The following is a 21,863-nucleotide window of genomic DNA, read 5'->3' as shown; positions in this document are numbered from 1 at the left end:
ATTATGAATAGTAAAAATAGTTTAAATATAAAAGTAAGTTTATTTATTATTATACCTACAATAATAATAATAGTTATATTTGGCATTGTAACCATTATACATACATTTAATATTTCTAAAAACGATTCTTTAGTAATAATAGATAAAATATCTGAAGTTCAATTATTAAATATGAGAGATTTAATTAATAATGAATTGAATTATATAAAAAATATAAAATTTGTTACTGAAGAATTATACAATAGTAATGTAAAAAATAGAAAAATATATGAAAATTTTATGTATAAATTTTCTAAAAAAATGAGTAAAAATGCTGAGGCTATTTTTTTATTATTTCTTCCAAATGTAATTGGTAATGACAATACGTATAAAAATAATAGTTTATATAAAAATATAGATGGAAGATTTGGAATATATATGGCTAAAGATGAAGACGGTAATATATCAAGATTCGGAATTGAAAATTTAGATTTAAAATTATCATTTATTGATGATACAATAGAAAAAAGAGCAATATGCATAACTCCTATGTATACCGCTCAGATACAAAATAAGTATAAGCAAGTTCAAACTTGTTTGATGCCTATATGTTCAAATGATGATATTATAGGTGTAATTGGTTTGGATGTAAGTTCAGATAGTATGAATTTCAGTATAGGGGATGATATTTCAACTACTTTATTTGATGAAAAAGGAAATATTATATACTGTAATACTGATATGGAAATCATAGGGGAGAATTTTACTAATTTATATCATCCTTATCATAATTATAATGCAGTAGAAATAGTAAATTCTAATGAAAGCTTAATAATAGAAAAATATAATGTTAAAAAATCAAATAGGTATTTTTATATTGTAAAGCCTATAAATGTGTTTGATAATGTGTATTGGGGATTAGAAGTGGCAATACCATCAATTATGGTATTAAAAAATAGTTATAAAATATCAATAATGATTGGAATTATGATTTCTGTGATGATTATTTTAATGATAATTATAATACCGAATATTATAAATAAAAAGGTAATACCTGTAATAACTTTTTTTAATAAAAATAAACCTGATATTCAATTCAATGATGATAAAATTATAGACATGAATACAGATGATAATGATAATACTATAAGATATTTAAATGATATTATTAATACCATAAAAGGAAAAAATTATAAAGTAAATAATTGTTCAAAATCAGTAATTTCACATAGTAACAAATCAAATAGTAATTATAAAATTGTAGATGAGGCTTCTGAAAGTTCTAAATCTATTTCTGAGGAATCTGAAGAATTAAAAAATATAATAGAATATTTTAAACTAATAAAATAATATTATTTGACATTAAATGTTATAAAATATATACTTAGTTGAAATAAAATATCATTTGGATACTAAAATGTTAAAAAAATATTATATTTTCATAATTATTTTGATACCTGTAATTATATCTTGTACAAAAATAGAAGAAAGTATTAATCACACTCCGCCTCAAGGAAAGTATTTTTCATTACTTATAAATATAGGTCAGGAACCATACACTATGGATCCTAGTAAAAATGTAACAGGAGATAGTTTAATATATTTAAATCATATATTTGAAGGTTTGGTAAGTAAAGATAAAGATGGTAAAATAATACCTGCTGCTGCTAAAAGTTGGAGTATAAGTGCTGACGGACTTGTATATACATTTAATCTTAGACAAGATGCTTACTGGTCTGATGGTAATCCTGTTTTAGCTAAAGATTTTGTTTACTCTTTTAGAAGGTTATTTGATCCTAAGACTAAAAGTAAATTCGCATATCAATATAATGTTATAAACAATTCTAAAAATATTCTTAATGGTGAAATAGAAACAAAATATTTAGGTGTAGAAGCTATAGATGATTATACATTAGAAATAGTTCTGGATATGCCATTAACTTATTTTCTTGAAATTTTATCTTATCCTACATTTTATCCTTTGAGAGAGGATATAATAAATATGTATGAGGATAATTGGACAGAAAAAGCAGAAACTTTCATAGGAAACGGACCATTTAAAGTTGTAGAGAGAAAAATAGGTGAAGTTATTATTATGGAAAAAAATGAATTCTATTGGAATAATAGAGAAGTTATACCAAGCAGATTAGAATTTATATTGAAAAATGATCCTATATATTCTTTAAATTCAGTTAAAAACGGAGTACTTCATTTTTCAAGGAATTTTCCAATAGAACATATAGTATCATTACAAAGGGCAGGATATATACATAATGTACCTAGAATATCAACATATTTTTATTTTTTAAATACAACAAATAAAACATTATCTGATATAAATGTAAGAAAAGCCTTATCTCTTGCAATTGATAGAAATTATATAGTTGAAAATGTTATCAAAAATGGAGAAAAACCAGCAGCTGCTTTTGTACCTTATGGAATACCAGGATTCTTTGGAGATTTCAGAGAAAATGGAGGAGATTATATAGACATAAGTAAAAAAAATTATGAAAATAATATTAGAGAAGCAAGAAGACTTATGATTCTTGCAGGCTATCCTAATGGAAGCGGTTTTCCTGTTATGACTTTAAAAACTACATATGGAGCACATAGAAAAATATTTGAAGCTATACAAAAAATGTGGAAAGATAATTAGGTATTGATGTAAATATAGAAGAATTAGAATTATCAGATTTATTTAATCAAAGATTCGATAAAAATTTTGAAATGGCAAGCGGCGGATGGAATGGAGATTTTAATGATCCTATTAATTTCCTTTCAGTATTTTTAAGTACTTCGCCAAATAATAATAGTCTTTATACTAATAAAAGATATGATGATTTGATAAAAACAGCTACATTAATTACAGATTCATCTCATAGAATGATGACCATGCATAAAGCTGAAGAATTATTAATAGCTGATATGGCAATGATACCTATATATTTCTCAAGCGAGCCTATATTAGTATCCCCTAAATTGAAAGGCGTTTTATATGATTCTATGGGACAGCATAGTTTTATGAGAGCGTATTTAGAAGATTAATTTTATATATAAATGTTAGGAGTTAAGTATCAATGAAAAAAATATTTATTTTATTTATAATTTTTATATCATTTATTATATCATGTTCTAATAAAAATAAAGCAGACGATGGTATATCTATATTTATTAATACAGGACCGGAACCAAATACTATAGACCCCAGTATAAATGTAACTTCAGATGCAGTATTTTATTTGATGCATACATTTGAAGGATTGATAGAAAAAGATTCTGAAGGAAAATTGATTCCGGGTGTGGCTGAAAGCTGGGAGATAAGCAAGGACGGACTTACTTATACATTCAAACTTAGAACAAATTCAAAATGGACAGATGGTAACCCTGTTGTTGCCGGTGATTTTGTATATTCTTGGCAAAGGGTTGTTGATCCTGCTACAGGAAGTCAATATGGATATCAGCATGAACCTGTAAAAAATGCTAAAGCTATAACAGCAGGTACTATGCCTAAAGAAAGTTTAGGTATAAAAGCAATAGATGATTATACTTTAGAAGTTCAGCTTGAAGCTCCTACAGCATATTTTTTAGAGCTTTTAAGTTTTCCTACATTTTATCCTCTTAGAAAAGATATTATAGAACAGTATGGAGATGAATGGACTTTAAATGCTAATACTTATATAGGAAACGGAGCTTTTAAACTTATAGAAAGAAACAGAGATGAAAGCCTTGTAATGGTAAAAAATACTAATTATTGGAATGTAGAAGATATAGTTCCTGATAAGATTACATTTGTTCTTATGGAAAATGAAACTGCTTCTGTTGCAGGAGTTAAAGCAGGTTCTTTGCATTTTGCAAGATCTTTCCCAAGACAAGATATAAAGACACTTCAAGATGAAGGACTTATAGTGATAGAACCTAGAATATCTTCATATTATTATTGTTTAAATTTAACAAATGATATATTAAAAGATGTAAGAGTAAGAAGAGCATTATCTCTTGCCATTGATAGAAATTATATAGTAGAGCAAATTACTAGAGGAGGCGAGAAACCTGCAGGTGCTTTAGTTCCTTTTGGAATATCTGACTATGAAGGAGATTTCAGAAAAAACGGCGGGGAATATATAGATATAACTAAAGACGGATATACTAAAAATGTTGAGGAAGCTAAAAAGTTGATGGCTGAGGCAGGATATCCTAATGGAGAAGGCTTTCCTGTTATGGAGTTTAAAACAGATCCGGGACTGCATGTAAAAATATTTGAAGCAGTTCAGCAGATGTGGAAAGAAAATCTTGGTATTGATGTAACTTTGACTCAGGAAGAATGGGCCGTATTTTTGCAGACTAGATATGATAGAAATATCACTATGGCAAGAGGGGCATGGAATGGAGATTTTGATGATCCTATAAACTTTATGACTTTATGTTTAAGTTATTCTCCTAATAATTATAGTGTTTATAGTAATAAGGCTTATGATGATATAATAAATCAAGTTATGCTTTCAGGAGATCAAAAATTCAGAATGCAGACTATGCATAAGGCAGAGGAAATGCTAATGAGAGAAGAAGCTATAATACCTATATATTATTATACAGAACCTTTGCTTGTATCTCCTAAATTAAAAGGCGTTTATTATGATCCTCTAGGATTTCATAGATTCCATCATTGTTATTTAGAATAGTTTTATAGTTTTATTATAAAGTAAAAAAGTTAGGCTGTATCTTTATTTAAGGATACAGCCTTTTTAAGAAGATATATGTTAATTTTCCGCAGGTTTCTTAATAAATCCAAGTATAATAGCAGTTATTACAGAACCAACTACTATGGCAAGTAAATACATTATAGGATTATTAACTATAGGCAAAACGAATATTCCGCCATGAGGGGCTCTAAGTTCTATATGAAAAGCCATAGTCAAAGCACCTGAAATTGCAGCACCTATCATACAGGAAGGAATTACTCTTATAGGATCTGATGCGGCAAATGGTATAGCACCTTCAGTAATGAATGAAAGTCCCATAACATAGCATGTTTTTCCTGCATCTCTTTCATCAGCAGAGAATTTATTTCTGAATATTGTAGTAGCCAAAGCTATTCCCAAAGGAGGTACCATTCCGCCAGCCATAACTGCGGCATGAGGAGCGTACTGTCCTGAAGCTATCATAGCTATACCGAAAGTGAAAGCAGCTTTATTTATAGGGCCTCCCATATCAGTGGACATCATAGCACCGAGTAAAGCACCTAATAATATTAAGTTTCCTGTTCCTAAGTTTTTCAAGAAATTTGAAATTCCTGTATTGATTGCAGCTATTGGATTAACAATGAATAAATACATTACAGCACCTGTAATAAATATACCAAATAAAGGATATAATAAAACAGGTTTAATTCCGTCCAAACTTTCAGGCAATTTATTAAATACTTTTTTTAATAAAAGAGTGATGTATCCGCCTAAAAATCCTCCTATCAAACCGCCTAAAAATCCTCCGCCGCTGTTTAATGATATTAATCCTCCAACCATAGCAGGAGCAAATCCCGGTCTGTCAGCTATACTCATACCAATGAATGCTGCCATTACAGGAACCATTAGGAAGAATGCATTTCCTCCTCCTATATCATTTAAAAGTTTAGCAAAATAATTGTATGAAGGATCATTCGGATTGCTGGCATTAATACCGAACATAAATGAAAATGCTATTAATATACCTCCGCCTACAACGAATGGAAGCATATTTGATACGCCTGACATCAAATGTTTATATACGCCTGTTTTTGGCTTCTTAGCAAATTTATTTGAAGTTTGAGTATTATCTTCGCTGCTATGATATATAGGAGCTGTTTGATTCATAGCATTTTTTATTAATTGTTCAGGATTTTTTATTGCCTCTTTTACTCCAACTATATCAACATTCTTTCCTGCAAATCTTTCCATAGCAACATTTTTATCAGCAGCTACTATTATACCTTTGGCATTTTTTATTTCATCTTTTGTAAGTTCATTTTTTACACCGCTTGAACCATTAGTTTCTACTTTGATAGTAATACCAAGTTCTTTACCTTTTTTAAGCAAAGCATCAGCAGCCATATAAGTATGTGCTATTCCAGTAGGGCAGGCTGTTACGGCTAATACTTGATATGAATCGCTGCTATTATTATTTTCCTGATTTAATGATGAGTTTTCATTATCTTTTTCAGCATTTTTTATTAATATATCTAAAACTTCTTCTTTGCTTTTTGCATTTAAAAGTGCTTCTCTTATATCATCTTCAAGAAGAAGGGTAGTGATTTTTGATAATAATTCTATATGAGAATCATTTGAGTTTTCAGGAGCTGCTATCATAAAAAATAAATGAGAAGGTTCTCCGTCTAATGATTCATAATCAACGCCTTTTTTTGAAATACCTATTGCAACAGTAGGAATTTTTACGGCTTTAGTTTTACCATGAGGTATTGCTATTCCCTCTTCCATACCTGTTGAGCTTTGTGCTTCTCTTTTTAGTATTTCTTGTTTATACTCTTCTCTGTCATTTAATTTACCGTTATTATAGAGAATATCTACCATTTCATCTATAATTTCTGATTTAGTTGTTCCCTTTAGATCTATGTTAATACAATCTAAAGTTATAACATCTTTTAGCATTTTTAGCCTCCATTTATATTAACTTTATAAACTTTAATTAATTTTTTTTATTTCTACTTTTTCTAGAAACTTATTCATATTTTCAAATGTAGTTAAGCCTTCAGAACATGCTGTAGAACTTCCGCTTGCTATAGCATATTTATAAGAATCAACTATATTTAAATTATTACTTATGCCGTAAACTATTCCAGCAACCATAGAATCTCCAGCACCTACAGAACTTATTAATTTGCCATCAGGAGCATTTCCTATATATGCCTCATCTTTTGTTACAAGTACAGAACCATCTTTTCCTAAAGAAACTATTACATTTTCGCTTCCTTCTTTTATTAGTTCTCTAGCATATTTTATGATGTCATCTGCTGATTCTATATTTTTATTAAAGTATTCGCTTAATTCTTTTTTATTAGGTTTTGTGAGAAATACTTTTTCTTTCAATCCGAATTTGAATGCTTCATCTCTGGCATCTAATATTACTTTTATATTTTTATTTGCATTTGATATGATGTCTTTGTATATAGAACTGTCAATAGAATTAGGAACACTTCCGGATAAAACTAATATATCATTTTCTTTTATATTGTTTTTTATATAGTTTAATAGTTCATTAACTTTTTCTTTTGAAATGTTAGGAGATTTTCCTGCTATTTCGCTTTCTGTTTTATTTGTTTTTAATTTTATATTGATTCTTGTATCTTCCTCTAAATAAATAAAATTTTCTTTTATGCCGTATCCTTTAAGATGCTTTTTTATATAATCTCCTGTAAAGCCTCCGCAGAATCCTAAAGCAATAGAATCAATATTGAAATTTTTTAAAACTTTGGAAACATTAATTCCTTTTCCTCCGGCTAATGTATAGGCATTATTAACTTTGTTTAGATCTCCCTCTTCAAAGTTATTCATGTCTATATAATAGTCTACAGCCGGATTTAATGTTAAAGTATATATCATAAATAATCCCTCACTTTTTATTAATTGACAATGTATAAATCTTTTAATTTGTTTTTTATATTATCTTCTATATTTTTTGCATTTGTTATCAAATAAGAATCTTCCAAGTTATAAAAATTAATTAAACTTTTCTTTTTTAATTTTGATTCATCGCATAGAAAATAAGTTTTATTTGCTTTTGAAGCAGCTTCACTTTTGATTAAAGCTTCTTCGCTGTCAGGAGTAGAGTAGCCGTCAATATCTATTCCATTTGCTCCCATAAATGCTAAATCAAAATTAAAATTCTTTATTGATAAAACGGCACTAGCTCCAACTAAGGCTCCTGTAAGCATTTTCATTTTTCCGCCTATCAAGTATGTTTCTATTTTTTTGTTATAAAGCTCTTCTATATGACTTAATCCATTAGTTACTACTTTTATGTTTTCTATGCCGGCTAAATATTTAATCATAGCAAAAACACTAGTGCCTGCATCTAAATATATTGTATTACCGCTTTCAACTAATGAAGCAGCAAATTTTCCTATTTTTTCTTTTTCATCTGAGTATATTTCTTTTTTGTATATTAAACTTTCTTCCTGAGTATCAACTAATATAGCACCGCCATGAACTCTTCTTATCTTTCCTGCTTTTTCAAGAAAAGTTAAATCTCTTCTAATTGTTGCCTCTGAAACGTTAAGCCTTTCAATCAATTCTTCAATTTTGATGTTCTTTTTCTCTTTTATAACTTCAAAAATCAATTCGTATCTGCTTACTTTCAGCACCTTTATCATTCCTTTTTCTAATCTTTATATTAATAATTATATCAAAAAAACGATAAAAATCAATCAAAATCAATCAAAAATAATCAATTTCAATCAAAAAATACATAAAAAAACTATATTAAGTATAATTTGTAGCATATTATCATACTTAATATAGTTTAAATGAATCAAATTTATAATTATTTTTTATTTACTTTTATTAATTTAGGAGATCTTCTTGATACGGTCCTTTTTCTATTGTTTTTGTTATTTTTTATATTAGCTTCTGCTATGCTCATTTTAGAATGCTCTTCTTGATTATCATTTATATTCTTATCATTTTTTGAATTAGTATCTGCTGTGTAATTTTCGCCTTCTATTTCTAGGATGACATTTTTTATTTTTTCTAATTTCCATTCTATATCATTTTCTTTTTCATGTATAACCGGTATTATTAATTGATTAAGATTATCTTTATCGAAATAAACTCCTGAATTTTTTGTATTGATTAATTTTACAAGTTTATCAGTATCTATTTTTGAAAGTTTATCAAGTTTAAGATATATATTGTAATGCCCTTCTATAACGGATAATATTCTCATTCTTTTTAATATGATTTTTACTTTTGCTATATCGAAAATATCTTCCAATTCTTTTGGAAGTTTTCCATATTTATCTATCATAAACTCTTTAGCATATTCAATATCTTCATCGCTTTGAGAACGCATTATTAATTTATAAGCGGATATTTTTTCTTTTGAATCGGCTATATAAGAATCAGGAATAAATAAATTATGCTTTAAATCTATAACAGTATCGAATGTTACTTCTTTTATTTCGCCTTTATATTCATTAGCAGCTTCTTCAAGCATTTGAGTATATAATTCATAACCAACCTGATATATCATACCGGATTGCTCTTTACCTAAAATATTTCCTGCACCTCTAATTTCCAAATCACGCATAGCTATTTTAAAACCTGCACCCAAATCAGTATGCTCGGATATAGCTTCAAGTCTTTTATATGCAACTTCTGTTAATGCTAAATCGCTAGGATAGAACATATAAGCATAAGCCTCTCTGTCGCTTCTTCCCACTCTTCCTCTTAATTGATAAAGCTCGGATAATCCTAATTTATTTGCATTATCTATTAGTATAGTATTGGCATTAGGTATATCTATTCCGTTTTCTATTATTGTAGTTGATACTAATATATCATATTTATGATTAATAAAATCGCCCATAATTTTTTCAAGCTGATGTCCTGTCATTCTTCCATGGGCAACGCATATTCTTGCTTTAGGACAAAGTTTTTTTATCATAAGTGCGAATGATTCTATAGTATCTATTCTGTTATAAAGATAGAATACTTGTCCGTCTCTTTTTAATTCTCTTTCTATGGCATTTACAACAGCATCTTCTGTGAACTCTGTAACGAAAGTTTTTACAGGTATTCTGTTTAATGGAGGAGTTTCTATTATGCTAATATCTCTTATTCCTGTTAAAGCCATATTTAAAGTTCTAGGTATAGGAGTAGCTGAAAGTGTAAGAACATCTGTTTCTAATCTTAATTTTTTTAATGCTTCTTTATGCTTAACTCCGAATCTCTGCTCTTCATCTATAACTATAAGCCCTAGATTTTTAAACTCCACGTCTTTTGATAAAAGCATATGAGTACCGACTATCAAATCGCATGAACCTTCTTTTAATAATTCTTTATTCTTTTTAGCTTGTTTGCTTGTAACGAATCTATTTAAAACTTCTATTCTAATAGGGAAGTCTTCAAATCTTTTTTTAGCGTTATTATAATGCTGCTGTGATAATATTGTAGTAGGGCAGAGTATAGCACATTGTTTTCCTGCCATTATAGCTTTAAATACCGCTCTGAATGCCACTTCTGTTTTTCCAAATCCAACATCTCCGCATACAAGCCTATCCATCATCTTGCCGCTTTCCATATCATCTTTTATATCATTTATAGCCCTCAACTGATCAACTGTTTCCTCATAGCGAAATGAAGCTTCAAAATCGTCCTGCCATTGAGTATCAGGTCCATAAACATTTCCTCTGATATTGGATCTTATAGCATAAAGTTTTATTAATTCCCTTGCAGTAGCTAATGCATCTTCTCTTGCCTTGCTCTTTATTTTATCCCAAGCACTTCCGCCTAATTGTGTTAATTTTGGGGCTTCTCCATGTCCGGATATATATTTTTGTACGAAGTTCATTTGCTCTACAGGTATATAAAGTTTATCTCCTTTGGCATATTCCAATGTGATATAATCTTTTTCTTTACCATTGGACATTTTTCTTGTAAGTCCCAAATACTTTCCTATACCATAATTAACATGAACAGCATAATCTCCAACATTCAAATCTACAAATGTTTCTATTAAGTTTTTATTAACTTTAGGTATCTTTCTTACCTTTTTTCTTTTTCTTCCGAATACTTCCCAGTCCGCTATGAATATTGTTTTTATATCATCTTTTATGAATCCTGATGATGCCTGAGTAGTTATTATATAAAAATTATTTTCATTTTTTGAATAATCTTTTTTTATTTCTTCTTTTTTATTAGTATCTTCAAGAATTATTTCTTTATTGTCTTCATTATTAATTTCAGAATTTTCTAAATTATTATCATTGTTTATTTCTTTATTGTCAGTGATTTCTTTATCTTGATGATCTTTTTCTTCATTATTATTTTCTATTTCATTTTCAGTTATGATAGTAGGCGATAAATCCTGCATTATCTTATAGAATCTGAATGCTTGATCATGATGCCCTGTAGAGAGTATAATTAAATAATCTTTCTCTCTATATTCTTTAACATAATCAAGAAAATCTGTTAATCTCGATTTAAAAGAAACACCTTCTTCAAAATGAAATTTATATATATCTATATCCGTTATGAAAGGCGATATATTTATTGATTTTTTTACTATTTCAGAAAAATAATTATTATCAATATATAGTTTATAAATATCTCCTATTATAGTAAACATATTATCTATATCATTAAAATTTTCTTTTATAGTATCTATAATAGTTATGAGCTTATTTTTTAATTTTAAAGCATCATCAATGAATATATAACCATAATCAAAATAATCAAATATAGTTTCTAGTTCGTTATAAAAAATAGGCAGTAAATTTTCACTTCCGGCGAAATACTTTCTTTTTGTTATATTGTCTTTAAGTTCATCTTCAATGTTGTTATTATTTAAAAATTCACTTACCGCCGAATCACTGTAAATAGCTTCTCTCACAGGATAAATAATTATATTTTCTACGCTTTTGAAAGATCTTCCATCTTCTACATTGAATAGTCTTATACTTTCTATTTCCTCATCAAATAATTCTATTCTAATAGGATTATTATATTCTACAGAAAATACATCTACTATACTTCCCCTCACAGAAGCAGTGCCTTTTTCAGCAACTTCTCTCTCTATGACATATCCTAAATCATATAATGTTAATCTTAAATTATCCAAATCTAATTTATCGCCTACATTTAAATATATAGGCAGTTTTTTCAAATCATTTCTATTAGGTAATTTTCTAGTTACAGCATTTACAGTTGTTATTATTATACATTTTTCTTTATTTATTAATTTATATAAAATATTTATTCTATCCTGTGCTATATCTGTAACTGGAGACATTTTGGTAAAAGGAACAGTATCATAATCTGGAAAATAATAATTAGGTATATTATAAAAATTTAAAGATTGGCTTAAAAGCATAGCATCGCTTTCATTTTCTTTTATTATTAAAATATTTTCTTCATTATTATTAAAAAGAGATGCAAAAAATAAAGAATCGCTTCCGCCTTTAAGTCCTGTTAAACTTTTGGCAGTTTTTATATCAAAATTTAAAAATTCTTCACTTTTTGAAAATCTTTCTATTAATTCAGTATATATTGATTCACTATTATGCATATTACTTTTACCGTTTATATAAGGTATTAAAAATGTTAATATATAATAAATATTATTTTATTAAATAGCAATAGTATATAATGAAAAGACTGTTAAAAATCACTATAAATATAATTTTATATAATAATTAATTTTGATGCCGAGAATATAGAAAATATTTTATTAAGGATTCTTATGTTGAAATTCTATAGTATAGTGATATTGTTATTTACTATAACATCTTGTGCATCTAATGTTAAAGTTGCTCAAAGTAAATACAATAGTGTGTGGATAAAAGCGGTTAAAGGAAAAAGTGTATTAGCTCCTAATGGATATTTATATACATTTAAAGAAAATGGAAATGTTGAATATAAAGTAAATGGTATGAAAAGAGGAACAGGTATATTTCTATATGCTGAAAGTGCTACCAATGCTTATTATTATGAAAAAATGCCATTAAATTATGTCGCTTATGATGTGAAAGGTTCTATACCTGATGATAAAGTAAATATGCTTGTAGGTTTTATTTTGAATAATGGTAAATTAGAAATGACTTCAGGATATACTAAAGCATACAAACAAAGATTATATGATTGGAAAAAAAGTAATTTAACTATATACAATACTTTAAGAGAAGGCAAAGATATGTCTGAATATCCTATACCTATGATAGAAGAAGTAGATAATTTTAACACAATAAAATTTGGCCCTTTAAGATAATTGATATTAAAAAAGAATTTACTTAAGTAATTATGAATAATATCGATATTGAATTTAGAAAGACCTGTATTATATTTTACAAAGATACTACTAATAGGTTAAAAAAAATAAAAGGTTTTTATTGTGTATAATTCAACTATAGGATATGCTTCAAAACTCATTAAAGGAAGTATTGTTTTTTCAATAATTATATTTATTTCATTATCTCAGCTTATGGCTGTAACTTCTATATTCAGTTTGGTATGGAAATATGAAATATTATTAAATGAAAATATACCTTTTTTCAGAGAGTTTTCTATATATGCTTTATTCATAGGAATATTTATAATAGGGGTACTATATTCTGCAATATCTAGTTCTTATATATTTTCAAAGAATAGCAGAATGTTTTCTACTTTGCGTATATTTGGAGCTACTAAATTAGCTATAAGAAAATTGGCTATATTAATAAGTCTTTTATATCCTTTAGTATCATTTTTAATATGTATTATAGAAATGTTTATCTTATATTTAAGATACAGTTCATATATATTAACTTTAATAGAATTTTCTGATGTAATAAATGGTGCTTATGTTGTATTATTGGTTAATGCTGTACTAATAGTAGGTTTTATGATAGGGGCTTTTATTTCTAATTCTATACTTTTACACAAAGATCCTTATGATGATTTGAGGGGAACACTATGAATATAAAAATAATCAATGTATCAAAGGTTTTCCCTTTGGGAGTTAATCAGTGCAATGCTTGTGAGGATATTAGTTTAGATATCAATCAAGGTGATTTTATAAGTTTTGTAGGACATACAGGAAGCGGTAAAAGTACATTGCTTAGTATAATAGGCGGTATACTTAAACCTACAAGCGGAACTATATATTATGACTCTTTCAAATTGAATGGAGCTAGTGAAGATGTTCTTGCAAGTTTTAGAAGAGAATATTTTTCTTATATATTTCAGTATCCTGTAATTATACCTACAATAAGTGTTATAGATAATATATTAATGCCTTTAGCTTTTAAACATAAAATTACAGATGAAAAAATAAATCAGACTAAAGAGAATATAGAATTGTTTGCTCTTAAAGATAAAACATATTCTAAAGCATCTAATCTTTCGGGTGGGGAAATGAAAAAGGTTGCTATACTAAGAGCATTAGCTTATGGCTGTAAATGCTTAATAGCTGATGAGCCTACAAGCGATCTTGATCCTGCAACTACAAAAACTTTGATGGAAATACTAACAACAATCAATAAACAAGGAACTAGCATAATCATGGTTACACATGCTCATAACATAGCAGCTTATGCTAATAATGTTTATGAAATGTCTAATGGTAAAATAGTTCGCTGTTTGAAATGATTTAATTACTATATATATGCATTTCCAAATAATGATCTAATATTACTCTGTATGAATTAATAATTTTCCTTATTTCATTAATGTCTAAATTTTTATATTGATATTTTGTTTCAGATCTTTTTAACTTACTTACTTTATTTTGTACTACATCTGGAATAACAGCTTCCGGCAGTCTTTTTTGGCTGTTAATAGAAATCCAGTTGCCATTTTCATCGAATGTGATAAATACTTCATTATCGAGTTCTACTTTGAAAATATTTTCTATTTTCTCGATTTCTACTATTTGTGCTTTAAGAAATTTACTCTTTATAAATATTTCAGCTTCATAAGGAAGTTTTAACATAGTATCCATAATTTAACCCCAAAAAACAACATATTAATATTATCTATATTTTTATATATTTAATAAGTAATTTTTTCTTTAATAGAAAAAATTGTAATTAATCAAAATTAAAAATTTAAGAAATAAAATAACTTTCATTTCAAATATTTCTGAATACGTATTCCTCTATATTATTAATATAACAAAAATTTAGAAAAATTACAAACTTTAAAAAAATAAGCCTATATAACAATATATAGGCTTAAAATATATAGTAATAAAATTATTTATTACTTCTTTTCTTCATTATCAGCAGGTACAACAGCCAAATCACTAACTCTAGCACCATCAGAAATATTAACGATTTTGACACCCTTAGCATTTCTTCCAAGTTCAGGTATAGAATCAGCTTTAATCTTTATAGTCATATCGTCAGTAGTAACAACCATTATTTCATCTTTGTCTCCTACTGTTTTTACGCTGACAACATTTCCTGTTTTATTGTCTGGTTTGATATATATTTGTCCTTTTCCGCCTCTTCCTTTAACATTGAATTGTTTTGAAGAAAGTCTTTTTCCTATTCCATTTTCTGTAATAACTATTAATGATTCTCCTTTATGTATAGCATTTCCTGATACACAAACATCATCATCATCTAAAGCAATACCTTTAACTCCTGCAGCAGCTCTTCCCATTTTTCTGATTTTTTCTTCAGTGATTCTCAAAGCAAGTCCTGTAGCAGTAGTCATAATGAAATCATCTCCAGTCTCTACAGGTGAAACAGCAACTAATTCATCATTATTTTCTAATGTTAAAGCAAGTATTCCTCTTTTTTTAGCGTTTTCAAGATGCTTTAATTCCATTTTCTTTATAGTACCCATTTTAGTAACCATAATTATTGATTGTTTAGGATCAAATTCGGATACTGTGAAGTAGCTTGTAATTTTTTCTTCAGGTGCTAAGTTAAGTATAAATTTAATACTTTTACCCTGAGATATCTTAGTTAAAGCAGGAATTTCATGCACTTTCATCCAAAAAGCCTTGCCTCTATCTGTAAATATGAATAAATAGTCTTTAGTAGAAGCAACGAATAAATGTTCTATATAATGTTCTCCCTGAGATTTTCCGCTTTGAACACCTACGCCACCTCTTCCTTGAGTACGATAACTTGAAGCCGGTACTCTTTTAATGAATCCTTGAGTAGTAATAGATACTGCAACATCTTCATCATGTATCAAATCTTCTTCATCTATTTCAGTATCATTAGTTTTTCCTATTATTTCACTTCTTCTGTCATCACCGTATTTTTCAGCTATTTTTTTAAGTTCATCTTTAATAACAGCAAGTATTTTTTCAGGATGAGCAAGCAAATCTTCACAATAAGCTATAAATTCTCTTAATTGCTGTAATTCTTGTTCTATTTTTAATTTTTCTAAAGCAGTTAAGCGTTTAAGAGGCATATCAAGTATAGCCTGAGCCTGTTTTTCTGAAAGTTTAAATCTATTCATAAGAGTATTTCTAGCAGCATCAGTATTTTCGCTTTCTCTTATTATTCTTATAACTTCCTCGATATTAGCTTGTGCTATTAATAAGCCTTCTAATATATGAGCCTTAGCTTTAGCCTGATTCAAATCATATTCTGTTCTTTTTGTGATTACTTCAACTCTATGATCAACAAAATATTTGATAAGTTCTTTTAAATTTAATACTTTAGGCTCGCCATTAACCAAAGCAAGGTTTATTATACCGAAAGTTGTTTCTAAATCAGTATGTTTCCATAATTGGTTAAGAACTATTTGTGTAGCAACACCTTTTTTAAGCTCTATTATAAGACGAATACCTGCTCTGTTGCTTGATTCATCTCTTATATCTGCTACGCCTTCAATTTTTCCTTGTTTAACCAATTCAGCTATTTTTTCATGCAAAGTAGTTTTTACAACTCCGTAAGGAAGTTCTTTTACTACTATAGCTTCTCTGTCTCTTTTAGTTTCTTCTACTTCAAGTCTGGCTCTTAGCTTAATTCTGCCTTTTCCGGTAGTATAAGCCTCTTTTATTCCTTCTTTACCGTATATAATTCCAGCAGTAGGGAAGTCAGGACCTTGTATATAACGCATTAAGTCTTTAATTTCTGCATCCTGATGATCTATATAATAAATTATAGCATTTACAACCTCTTTTAAGTTATGAGGAGGCATATTAGTTGCCATACCGATAGCAATACCCATACTTCCATTGACTAAAAGCTGAGGTACTGTTGCAGGAAGTACAGAAGGTTCAGTTCTGGAATCATCAAAGTTCGGTACGAATTTTACAGTTTCTTTTTCTATATCATTAAGCATTTCTTCAGCAAAACGCGTCATTCTAGCTTCAGTATAACGCATTGCTGCCGGCGGGTCATCATCTATAGAACCGAAGTTTCCCTGTCCGTCTACAAGCAAGTAACGCATAGAGAAATCCTGCGCCATTCTTACCATAGTACCATAAACAGCAGAATCTCCATGTGGGTGATAACGTGCTAAAACTTCTCCTACTGTAGCTGCCGATTTCTTATAAGGCTTATCATGAGTAAGATTAGCATCATACATTGCATATAGTATTCTTCTATGAACAGGTTTTAATCCGTCTCTAACATCAGGCAATGCCCTAGATACGATAACGCTCATAGCGTAAGTTAGATAAGATTCTCTTAATTCATTTTCTATTGAAATATGATCTACTCTTTTCAAGATATCTTTTGTCAGTGTGGAATATTGTCTTTCTTCCGAATTATCTTCTTTATTCTTTTTTACTGCCATATATCTATATCCTTAAAAAATATTCGTACAATTATAACATTTTATCGTAAAATTATCAATATATAAATTATACTATAATAAAGAAGAAAGTATATAATTCATACTATACTATTGCAGCAATATATTTTTATTTCTGAAAATGGGCTTTCAGTTCTTAATTATATAAAAAATAAACTATAGATTTAATAGAATAATTCTATTTTAAATAATCTTCTCTTCCTATTACCTTAGCTAAATGATACATTACAGTTTGACGCTGAACAGGCTTTACAACATATCCATCTACTTTTAATTTCAAGAATTCCATTAACACGCCTTTATTGGCGTAAGAAGTAACAACTATTATCTTGGAGTCTATATTTAATGCTCTTATTCTTTTTAATAAATCAATTCCGTTCATCTGCGGCATTTCAAAATCCATCATTATTATATCCGGTTTATCTACTGCTTCTCTAAGTTTTGTCAAAGCATCCATAGCACCGTCAGCTTCTAATATTACCTCAAAGTTTTCTGATAACAATATTTTTTTTTCAGCTATTCTTATAGTACTAGAATCATCTATAACCATTACTTTGTATGGTTTTCCTGTTTTAGTATTATATCCTAATGGTGAAGTTGACATAAAAATACCTCATAAATGTTATATCCCTATAATTTATAATAATTATCAATATTGTCAATTATTTTTTATTATATATTTTGCTATATATTTGATTTTTATATTTTTTTTGTTATTATAATTAGATGAATATATCTGTAAAACTGCATAATTTATTAAAAGAAGAACAGAGCGAACTTGACGCTTCATACAAAATAGAGAAAAATAAAGATAATATTATAATAATCTCTAAAAATGGAAGAGCTTTACATAGTAAATATAATATAAACAATGAATGCAAAAGAGCATTAGAAAATATAAATAAAAATAAAAATCTTCTCATAATATACGGATATGGATTGGGATATACTTTAAAATATCTTCTTGAAAATATTGATGAATTTTTTAATAAAGAAATCATAAAAACTCTAAAAATAATAGTTGTTATAGAGGATGCTGCAGTTTTTAAATATTCATATTACAATATATATAACACTGATAATAATAATATATTTTTTGTTTATAAAGAAGATAGTATTGATTATATAAATAAAATTATTGATTATAAAAGTATCAACGGTATTAATTTAGTTCTTCTTCCATCTCTTACCAAAGAAGAAAAGGATAATGCAAATATATTTTATACTCAGATATTAAATATAATGGAGAAGGAAATATCCAATATTTTTACTAATATGTATTTTGAAAATATATGGACTAAAAATATAATATTTAATAGCGAGTACATAAAGAAATCATCAGATATAATTTATTTCAAAAATGCATTTAAAGGATTTAAAGCATTACTTATATGTCCCGGTCCTACATTAAGGTATAGCATAGAATATATAAAAAAAGAAAGAGAAAATTTTTTTATTATATGTGTGGATACTAGTTACAGTGTATTATGTAAACATGGTATAATTCCTGATTTTGTAATTACTGTAGACGGCGGATTTTTTAATTCTTTGGATTTTGTTTATGAGAATAGAGCATTCCCATATTTAGTTATGGATATAGCAGCAAATAAAATAATACCTAGAAATATAAATGCTGATATTATAAGATTCACTTCCTCTGAAAATTTGGGAATAATAAAATATATTCAAGGCTTCACTGAATTATCATGCCTCACAACTTCAAGTACCGTAGCAACTACTATGATAGATTTTGCTAATTATATTGGTTTAGATGAAGTATTATTAATAGGATTTGATAATAGCTATCCTTTTTATGAAAGACATATTAAGCATGCACTTTCTTATGAATATATGGTGAATAAAACTAATAAATTAAAAACTTATGAATCGTACTATTTCAATGCTATAAAAAATAATACAAATATAGATAATTATCCTCCTACAGAGTTTGTGTTTGAAAGTCAGATAGAATATTTTAATGAATTCAAAGATAGATATTCAAATATGAAGATAAAGAGGATTACTAAAGAAGCTGTAAAGATAGATTCTATAGAAGAGGGAAGTATTGAAAATTTTTCTGTTGTTAATATAAGAGAGAAGGCATTGAATATTGCTAATAGTATATATAAAAAATATACCGATACTGATATAAAAAAAGCATATATAGAATTAAAAAATATATTAGAAGAGTTTAGAAATATTTTATCAAAAACATATAATAATATAAATAATAATTTGAATAATATAGATGAATTATATAATGAAACTATGAATCTTGTAAAAGAATATCAAAAAAAAGCAAGCATACTTCAAACTATTCTTTCTACAACTATACTTATGTGCGAAAGGGGAGAAAGAGAAACCAGAGAAAAGTTAATATTTCTTATAGCTGAAAGTTTGAGGAATGTGAATTACTTTTTTACTAGAATATCTTTGATTATAGAAAGATTATGAAATTATAAAAATTATAAAGTGAATATGAAATGAAAATTATTTATGAAGATGATTATTTTATTGCTATTGATAAAGAAGCTGGAATTGAAGTTGATAATAATTTAATAGATATAATAAAAAAAGAATATGCCCATATTGATAATTTATATTTAGTTCATAGAATAGATAAATTTACTTCAGGAATAGTAATACTTGCAAGAGATGAAGCAACTAAAAAATATTTTGAAGAATCTTTTAAAGATAAAACAATTAATAAAGTGTATCATGCTATAGTTCAGGGAAAAGTAGAAAAGGAAAAAGGCACAATAGATATATCAATAGGCATTGACAAAAAAAATCCTAATAGAAGAATTCCATTATCAGTAAAAGAAGGCGGAGAATCAGCAATAACTCATTATAAAGTTTTAAAAAGATTAAATGAACATACTTTGCTTGAATTAAAACCTTTGACAGGAAGAACTCATCAAATAAGGGTACATCTTTCATATATTGGACATCCTATAATAGGTGATAAAATATACTCAAAAAATGCTGGTATTTACAAAATGAAAGGTTTTGCTTTAATTGCCAAAGAGATTCATTTTGTTCATCCTTTCACAAAAAAAGATATTGATATAAATATAAAACACAATAAAGAATTTTTAATAAGACTAAAATTACTAGAATCTACAAAAAGAATATAATTGTAATATTTTTTTATTGACTTTTTTTTTAATAATTATATATTTTCTTTAAATAATTAAATTAATAATTATTTTCATTTTTTAATAAAAATAATTGTTTAAGGAGTTAAAAATATGACAGTTACATTTCAAGGTGCAACACAAAATTTAGAAGGTGCTCAATTAACAGTTGGAGCTAAAGCTTTAGATTTTACAGTATTAAAAACAGATTTAAGCCCATGGTCTTTAAAAGATGCTGGTGATACAGTAAAAATCATTTCTTCTGTACCATCTTTGGATACACCTGTATGCGATATACAAACTAAAAGATTCAATAAAGAAGCTGCTTCTCTTAAAGGAGTAACAGTTGTAACAGTATCAGTTGACTTACCATTTGCTCAAGCTAGATGGTGTGCTGCTGCTAATGCTGCTTCTCATATCGTAGCTTCTGACTACAATCAAAAAGATTTCGGAAGAAAATTCGGTACTTTATTAAAAGAATTACAGCTTCTTACTCGTGCTGTATTCGTATTAGACAAAGACAATGTTGTTAAATATGTTCAGTACGTTCCAGAAATCACTAATGAACCAGATTATGATGCTGCTTTAAATGCTGCTAAAGCTCTTTTATAATTTTTGATTAAATTATAATTGAAATATATAAGGCATGGTAATTAATATTTAATTAATGTACTATGCCTTTTTATTTTAGTAAAATATTATATAAGCGGAGGATAAGATGAGTATATACGACTACACAGTTAAAGATGCTGAAGGTAAAGATGTAAAATTAAAAAAGTATGAGGGAAAGGTATTACTTATAATTAATACCGCCACTAAATGAGGATTTACGAAACAATATTCTGCGTTGCAGGATTTATACAAAAAATATAAAAAGGATGGTTTTGAAATATTAGACTTTCCTTGTAATCAATTCGGCGGACAAGCTAAAGAACCTATTGAAGAAATTGCTGAGTTTAGAAAGGAGAAATACGGTATTACTTTCAAGCTATTTGACAAAGTTAAAGTTAATAGTAAGAATGCTGATCCTTTATTTACTTATTTAAGAACTGAAAAGCCTACTGAAGAAGGCGTTGATAAAATAAGATGGAATTTCGGTAAGTTTTTAATAGATAGGCAAGGAAATATAGTTGGACGCTATGATCCTAGAGTAAAGCCTGAAGAACTTGATGAGATAGTAGCCGAATTATTAAAAAAAGAATAAAAAATTAAGAGCTTTTATATATTGTTATATAGAAGCTCTTTTTATTTTAAAAATAAATTCAAATCTATATCTATTATA

18 protein-coding genes are annotated in these 21,863 nt (G+C 27.5%); 11 read left to right on the top strand and 7 right to left on the bottom strand.

What is annotated here, in order from left to right; genetic code table 11:
- Positions 1–3 precede the first annotated feature (3 nt).
- From BRSU_RS08660 to BRSU_RS08650, 4 genes are all read left to right on the top strand, one after another.
- Positions 4–1,329: a PDC sensor domain-containing protein gene (locus tag BRSU_RS08660; protein WP_048594940.1), complete on the top strand. Its 1,326-nt coding sequence runs from the start codon at positions 4–6 to the stop codon at positions 1,327–1,329.
- Between the two features lie 67 nt (positions 1,330–1,396).
- Positions 1,397–2,635 (top strand): peptide ABC transporter substrate-binding protein, encoded by a 1,239-nt coding sequence (locus BRSU_RS08655; protein ID WP_280642055.1) that lies wholly within the window; start codon positions 1,397–1,399, stop codon positions 2,633–2,635.
- 71 nt (positions 2,636–2,706) lie between these two features.
- On the top strand, positions 2,707–3,024 hold the full coding sequence (locus tag BRSU_RS15020) for a periplasmic substrate-binding domain-containing protein (RefSeq protein WP_280642054.1): 318 nt from the start codon (positions 2,707–2,709) through the stop codon (positions 3,022–3,024).
- A gap of 32 nt (positions 3,025–3,056) precedes the next feature.
- Complete coding sequence (locus BRSU_RS08650; RefSeq protein ID WP_048594939.1) at positions 3,057–4,658, top strand: peptide ABC transporter substrate-binding protein; 1,602 nt, start codon at positions 3,057–3,059, stop codon at positions 4,656–4,658.
- 78 nt (positions 4,659–4,736) lie between these two features.
- Here BRSU_RS08650 and BRSU_RS08645 read toward each other — a convergent pair whose 3' ends face one another.
- The 4 genes from BRSU_RS08645 to mfd all read right to left on the bottom strand — a co-directional run bounded on the left by BRSU_RS08645 (position 4,737) and on the right by mfd (position 12,252).
- Positions 4,737–6,617: a PTS fructose transporter subunit IIABC gene (locus BRSU_RS08645; RefSeq protein ID WP_048594938.1), complete on the bottom strand. Its 1,881-nt coding sequence runs from the start codon at positions 6,615–6,617 to the stop codon at positions 4,737–4,739.
- Positions 6,618–6,650: 33 nt separating this feature from the next.
- Positions 6,651–7,568: a 1-phosphofructokinase gene (gene pfkB / locus BRSU_RS08640; protein ID WP_048594937.1), complete on the bottom strand. Its 918-nt coding sequence runs from the start codon at positions 7,566–7,568 to the stop codon at positions 6,651–6,653.
- 20 nt (positions 7,569–7,588) lie between these two features.
- Positions 7,589–8,329 carry a DeoR/GlpR family DNA-binding transcription regulator gene (locus BRSU_RS08635; protein WP_048594936.1) on the bottom strand — a complete coding sequence of 247 codons (741 nt, stop codon included), beginning with the start codon at positions 8,327–8,329 and terminating at the stop codon, positions 7,589–7,591.
- 179 nt (positions 8,330–8,508) lie between these two features.
- Positions 8,509–12,252 (bottom strand): transcription-repair coupling factor, encoded by a 3,744-nt coding sequence (gene mfd / locus BRSU_RS08630; RefSeq protein ID WP_048594935.1) that lies wholly within the window; start codon positions 12,250–12,252, stop codon positions 8,509–8,511.
- 174 nt (positions 12,253–12,426) lie between these two features.
- Here mfd and BRSU_RS08625 point away from each other — a divergent pair, with 174 nt between their 5' ends.
- From BRSU_RS08625 to BRSU_RS08615, 3 genes are all read left to right on the top strand, one after another.
- On the top strand, positions 12,427–12,951 hold the full coding sequence (locus BRSU_RS08625; RefSeq protein ID WP_048594934.1) for a hypothetical protein: 525 nt from the start codon (positions 12,427–12,429) through the stop codon (positions 12,949–12,951).
- Between the two features lie 123 nt (positions 12,952–13,074).
- A complete protein-coding gene (locus BRSU_RS08620) occupies positions 13,075–13,638 on the top strand; it encodes a hypothetical protein (RefSeq protein ID WP_048594933.1) in 564 nt (187 codons plus the stop codon).
- Positions 13,635–14,309 carry an ABC transporter ATP-binding protein gene (locus BRSU_RS08615; RefSeq protein WP_048594932.1) on the top strand — a complete coding sequence of 225 codons (675 nt, stop codon included), beginning with the start codon at positions 13,635–13,637 and terminating at the stop codon, positions 14,307–14,309. Before BRSU_RS08620 ends, BRSU_RS08615 begins: the two co-directional genes overlap by 4 nt.
- Position 14,310: 1 nt before the next feature.
- Here BRSU_RS08615 and BRSU_RS08610 read toward each other — a convergent pair whose 3' ends face one another.
- From BRSU_RS08610 to BRSU_RS08600, 3 genes are all read right to left on the bottom strand, one after another.
- Positions 14,311–14,661, bottom strand: coding sequence for a PepSY-like domain-containing protein (locus BRSU_RS08610; protein WP_048594931.1), 351 nt, complete (start codon positions 14,659–14,661; stop codon positions 14,311–14,313).
- 260 nt (positions 14,662–14,921) lie between these two features.
- Positions 14,922–17,426: a DNA gyrase subunit A gene (gene gyrA / locus BRSU_RS08605; RefSeq protein ID WP_048594930.1), complete on the bottom strand. Its 2,505-nt coding sequence runs from the start codon at positions 17,424–17,426 to the stop codon at positions 14,922–14,924.
- Positions 17,427–17,622: 196 nt separating this feature from the next.
- Positions 17,623–18,048: a response regulator gene (locus tag BRSU_RS08600; protein ID WP_048594929.1), complete on the bottom strand. Its 426-nt coding sequence runs from the start codon at positions 18,046–18,048 to the stop codon at positions 17,623–17,625.
- A gap of 122 nt (positions 18,049–18,170) precedes the next feature.
- Between BRSU_RS08600 and BRSU_RS08595 the strand changes: the two genes are divergently transcribed.
- From BRSU_RS08595 to BRSU_RS08575, 4 genes are all read left to right on the top strand, one after another.
- Positions 18,171–19,898 carry a motility associated factor glycosyltransferase family protein gene (locus BRSU_RS08595; RefSeq protein ID WP_048594928.1) on the top strand — a complete coding sequence of 576 codons (1,728 nt, stop codon included), beginning with the start codon at positions 18,171–18,173 and terminating at the stop codon, positions 19,896–19,898.
- Positions 19,899–19,927: 29 nt separating this feature from the next.
- On the top strand, positions 19,928–20,581 hold the full coding sequence (locus BRSU_RS08590; RefSeq protein WP_048594927.1) for an RluA family pseudouridine synthase: 654 nt from the start codon (positions 19,928–19,930) through the stop codon (positions 20,579–20,581).
- A 114-nt stretch (positions 20,582–20,695) separates the two neighbouring features.
- Positions 20,696–21,193, top strand: coding sequence for a thiol peroxidase (gene tpx / locus BRSU_RS08585; protein WP_048594926.1), 498 nt, complete (start codon positions 20,696–20,698; stop codon positions 21,191–21,193).
- A gap of 106 nt (positions 21,194–21,299) precedes the next feature.
- A complete protein-coding gene (locus BRSU_RS08575) occupies positions 21,300–21,785 on the top strand; it encodes a glutathione peroxidase (protein WP_083818252.1) in 486 nt (161 codons plus the stop codon).
- Positions 21,786–21,863 lie beyond the last annotated feature (78 nt).

It is taken from the genome of Brachyspira suanatina (genome assembly GCF_001049755.1).
Lineage (GTDB): Bacteria > Spirochaetota > Brachyspiria > Brachyspirales > Brachyspiraceae > Brachyspira > Brachyspira suanatina.
The sequence above is the reverse complement of the archived record's forward strand: the minus strand, read 5'-3'. Positions and strand labels throughout refer to the sequence as shown.

Bases quoted from the DNA above. Each gene is read 5' to 3' on its own strand.
- BRSU_RS08625 (WP_048594934.1), top strand. From the start codon at position 12,427: ATGTTGAAATTCTATAGTATAGTGATATTGTTATTTACTATAACATCT.
- BRSU_RS08650 (WP_048594939.1), top strand. From the start codon at position 3,057: ATGAAAAAAATATTTATTTTATTTATAATTTTTATATCATTTATTATA.
- BRSU_RS08655 (WP_280642055.1), top strand. From the start codon at position 1,397: ATGTTAAAAAAATATTATATTTTCATAATTATTTTGATACCTGTAATT.
- mfd (WP_048594935.1), bottom strand. From the start codon at position 12,252: ATGCATAATAGTGAATCAATATATACTGAATTAATAGAAAGATTTTCA.
- BRSU_RS08660 (WP_048594940.1), top strand. From the start codon at position 4: ATGAATAGTAAAAATAGTTTAAATATAAAAGTAAGTTTATTTATTATT.
- gyrA (WP_048594930.1), bottom strand. From the start codon at position 17,426: ATGGCAGTAAAAAAGAATAAAGAAGATAATTCGGAAGAAAGACAATAT.
- BRSU_RS08615 (WP_048594932.1), top strand. From the start codon at position 13,635: ATGAATATAAAAATAATCAATGTATCAAAGGTTTTCCCTTTGGGAGTT.
- tpx (WP_048594926.1), top strand. From the start codon at position 20,696: ATGACAGTTACATTTCAAGGTGCAACACAAAATTTAGAAGGTGCTCAA.
- BRSU_RS08595 (WP_048594928.1), top strand. From the start codon at position 18,171: ATGAATATATCTGTAAAACTGCATAATTTATTAAAAGAAGAACAGAGC.
- BRSU_RS08590 (WP_048594927.1), top strand. From the start codon at position 19,928: ATGAAAATTATTTATGAAGATGATTATTTTATTGCTATTGATAAAGAA.
- BRSU_RS15020 (WP_280642054.1), top strand. From the start codon at position 2,707: ATGGCAAGCGGCGGATGGAATGGAGATTTTAATGATCCTATTAATTTC.
- BRSU_RS08610 (WP_048594931.1), bottom strand. From the start codon at position 14,661: ATGGATACTATGTTAAAACTTCCTTATGAAGCTGAAATATTTATAAAG.
- BRSU_RS08600 (WP_048594929.1), bottom strand. From the start codon at position 18,048: ATGTCAACTTCACCATTAGGATATAATACTAAAACAGGAAAACCATAC.
- BRSU_RS08645 (WP_048594938.1), bottom strand. From the start codon at position 6,617: ATGCTAAAAGATGTTATAACTTTAGATTGTATTAACATAGATCTAAAG.
- pfkB (WP_048594937.1), bottom strand. From the start codon at position 7,568: ATGATATATACTTTAACATTAAATCCGGCTGTAGACTATTATATAGAC.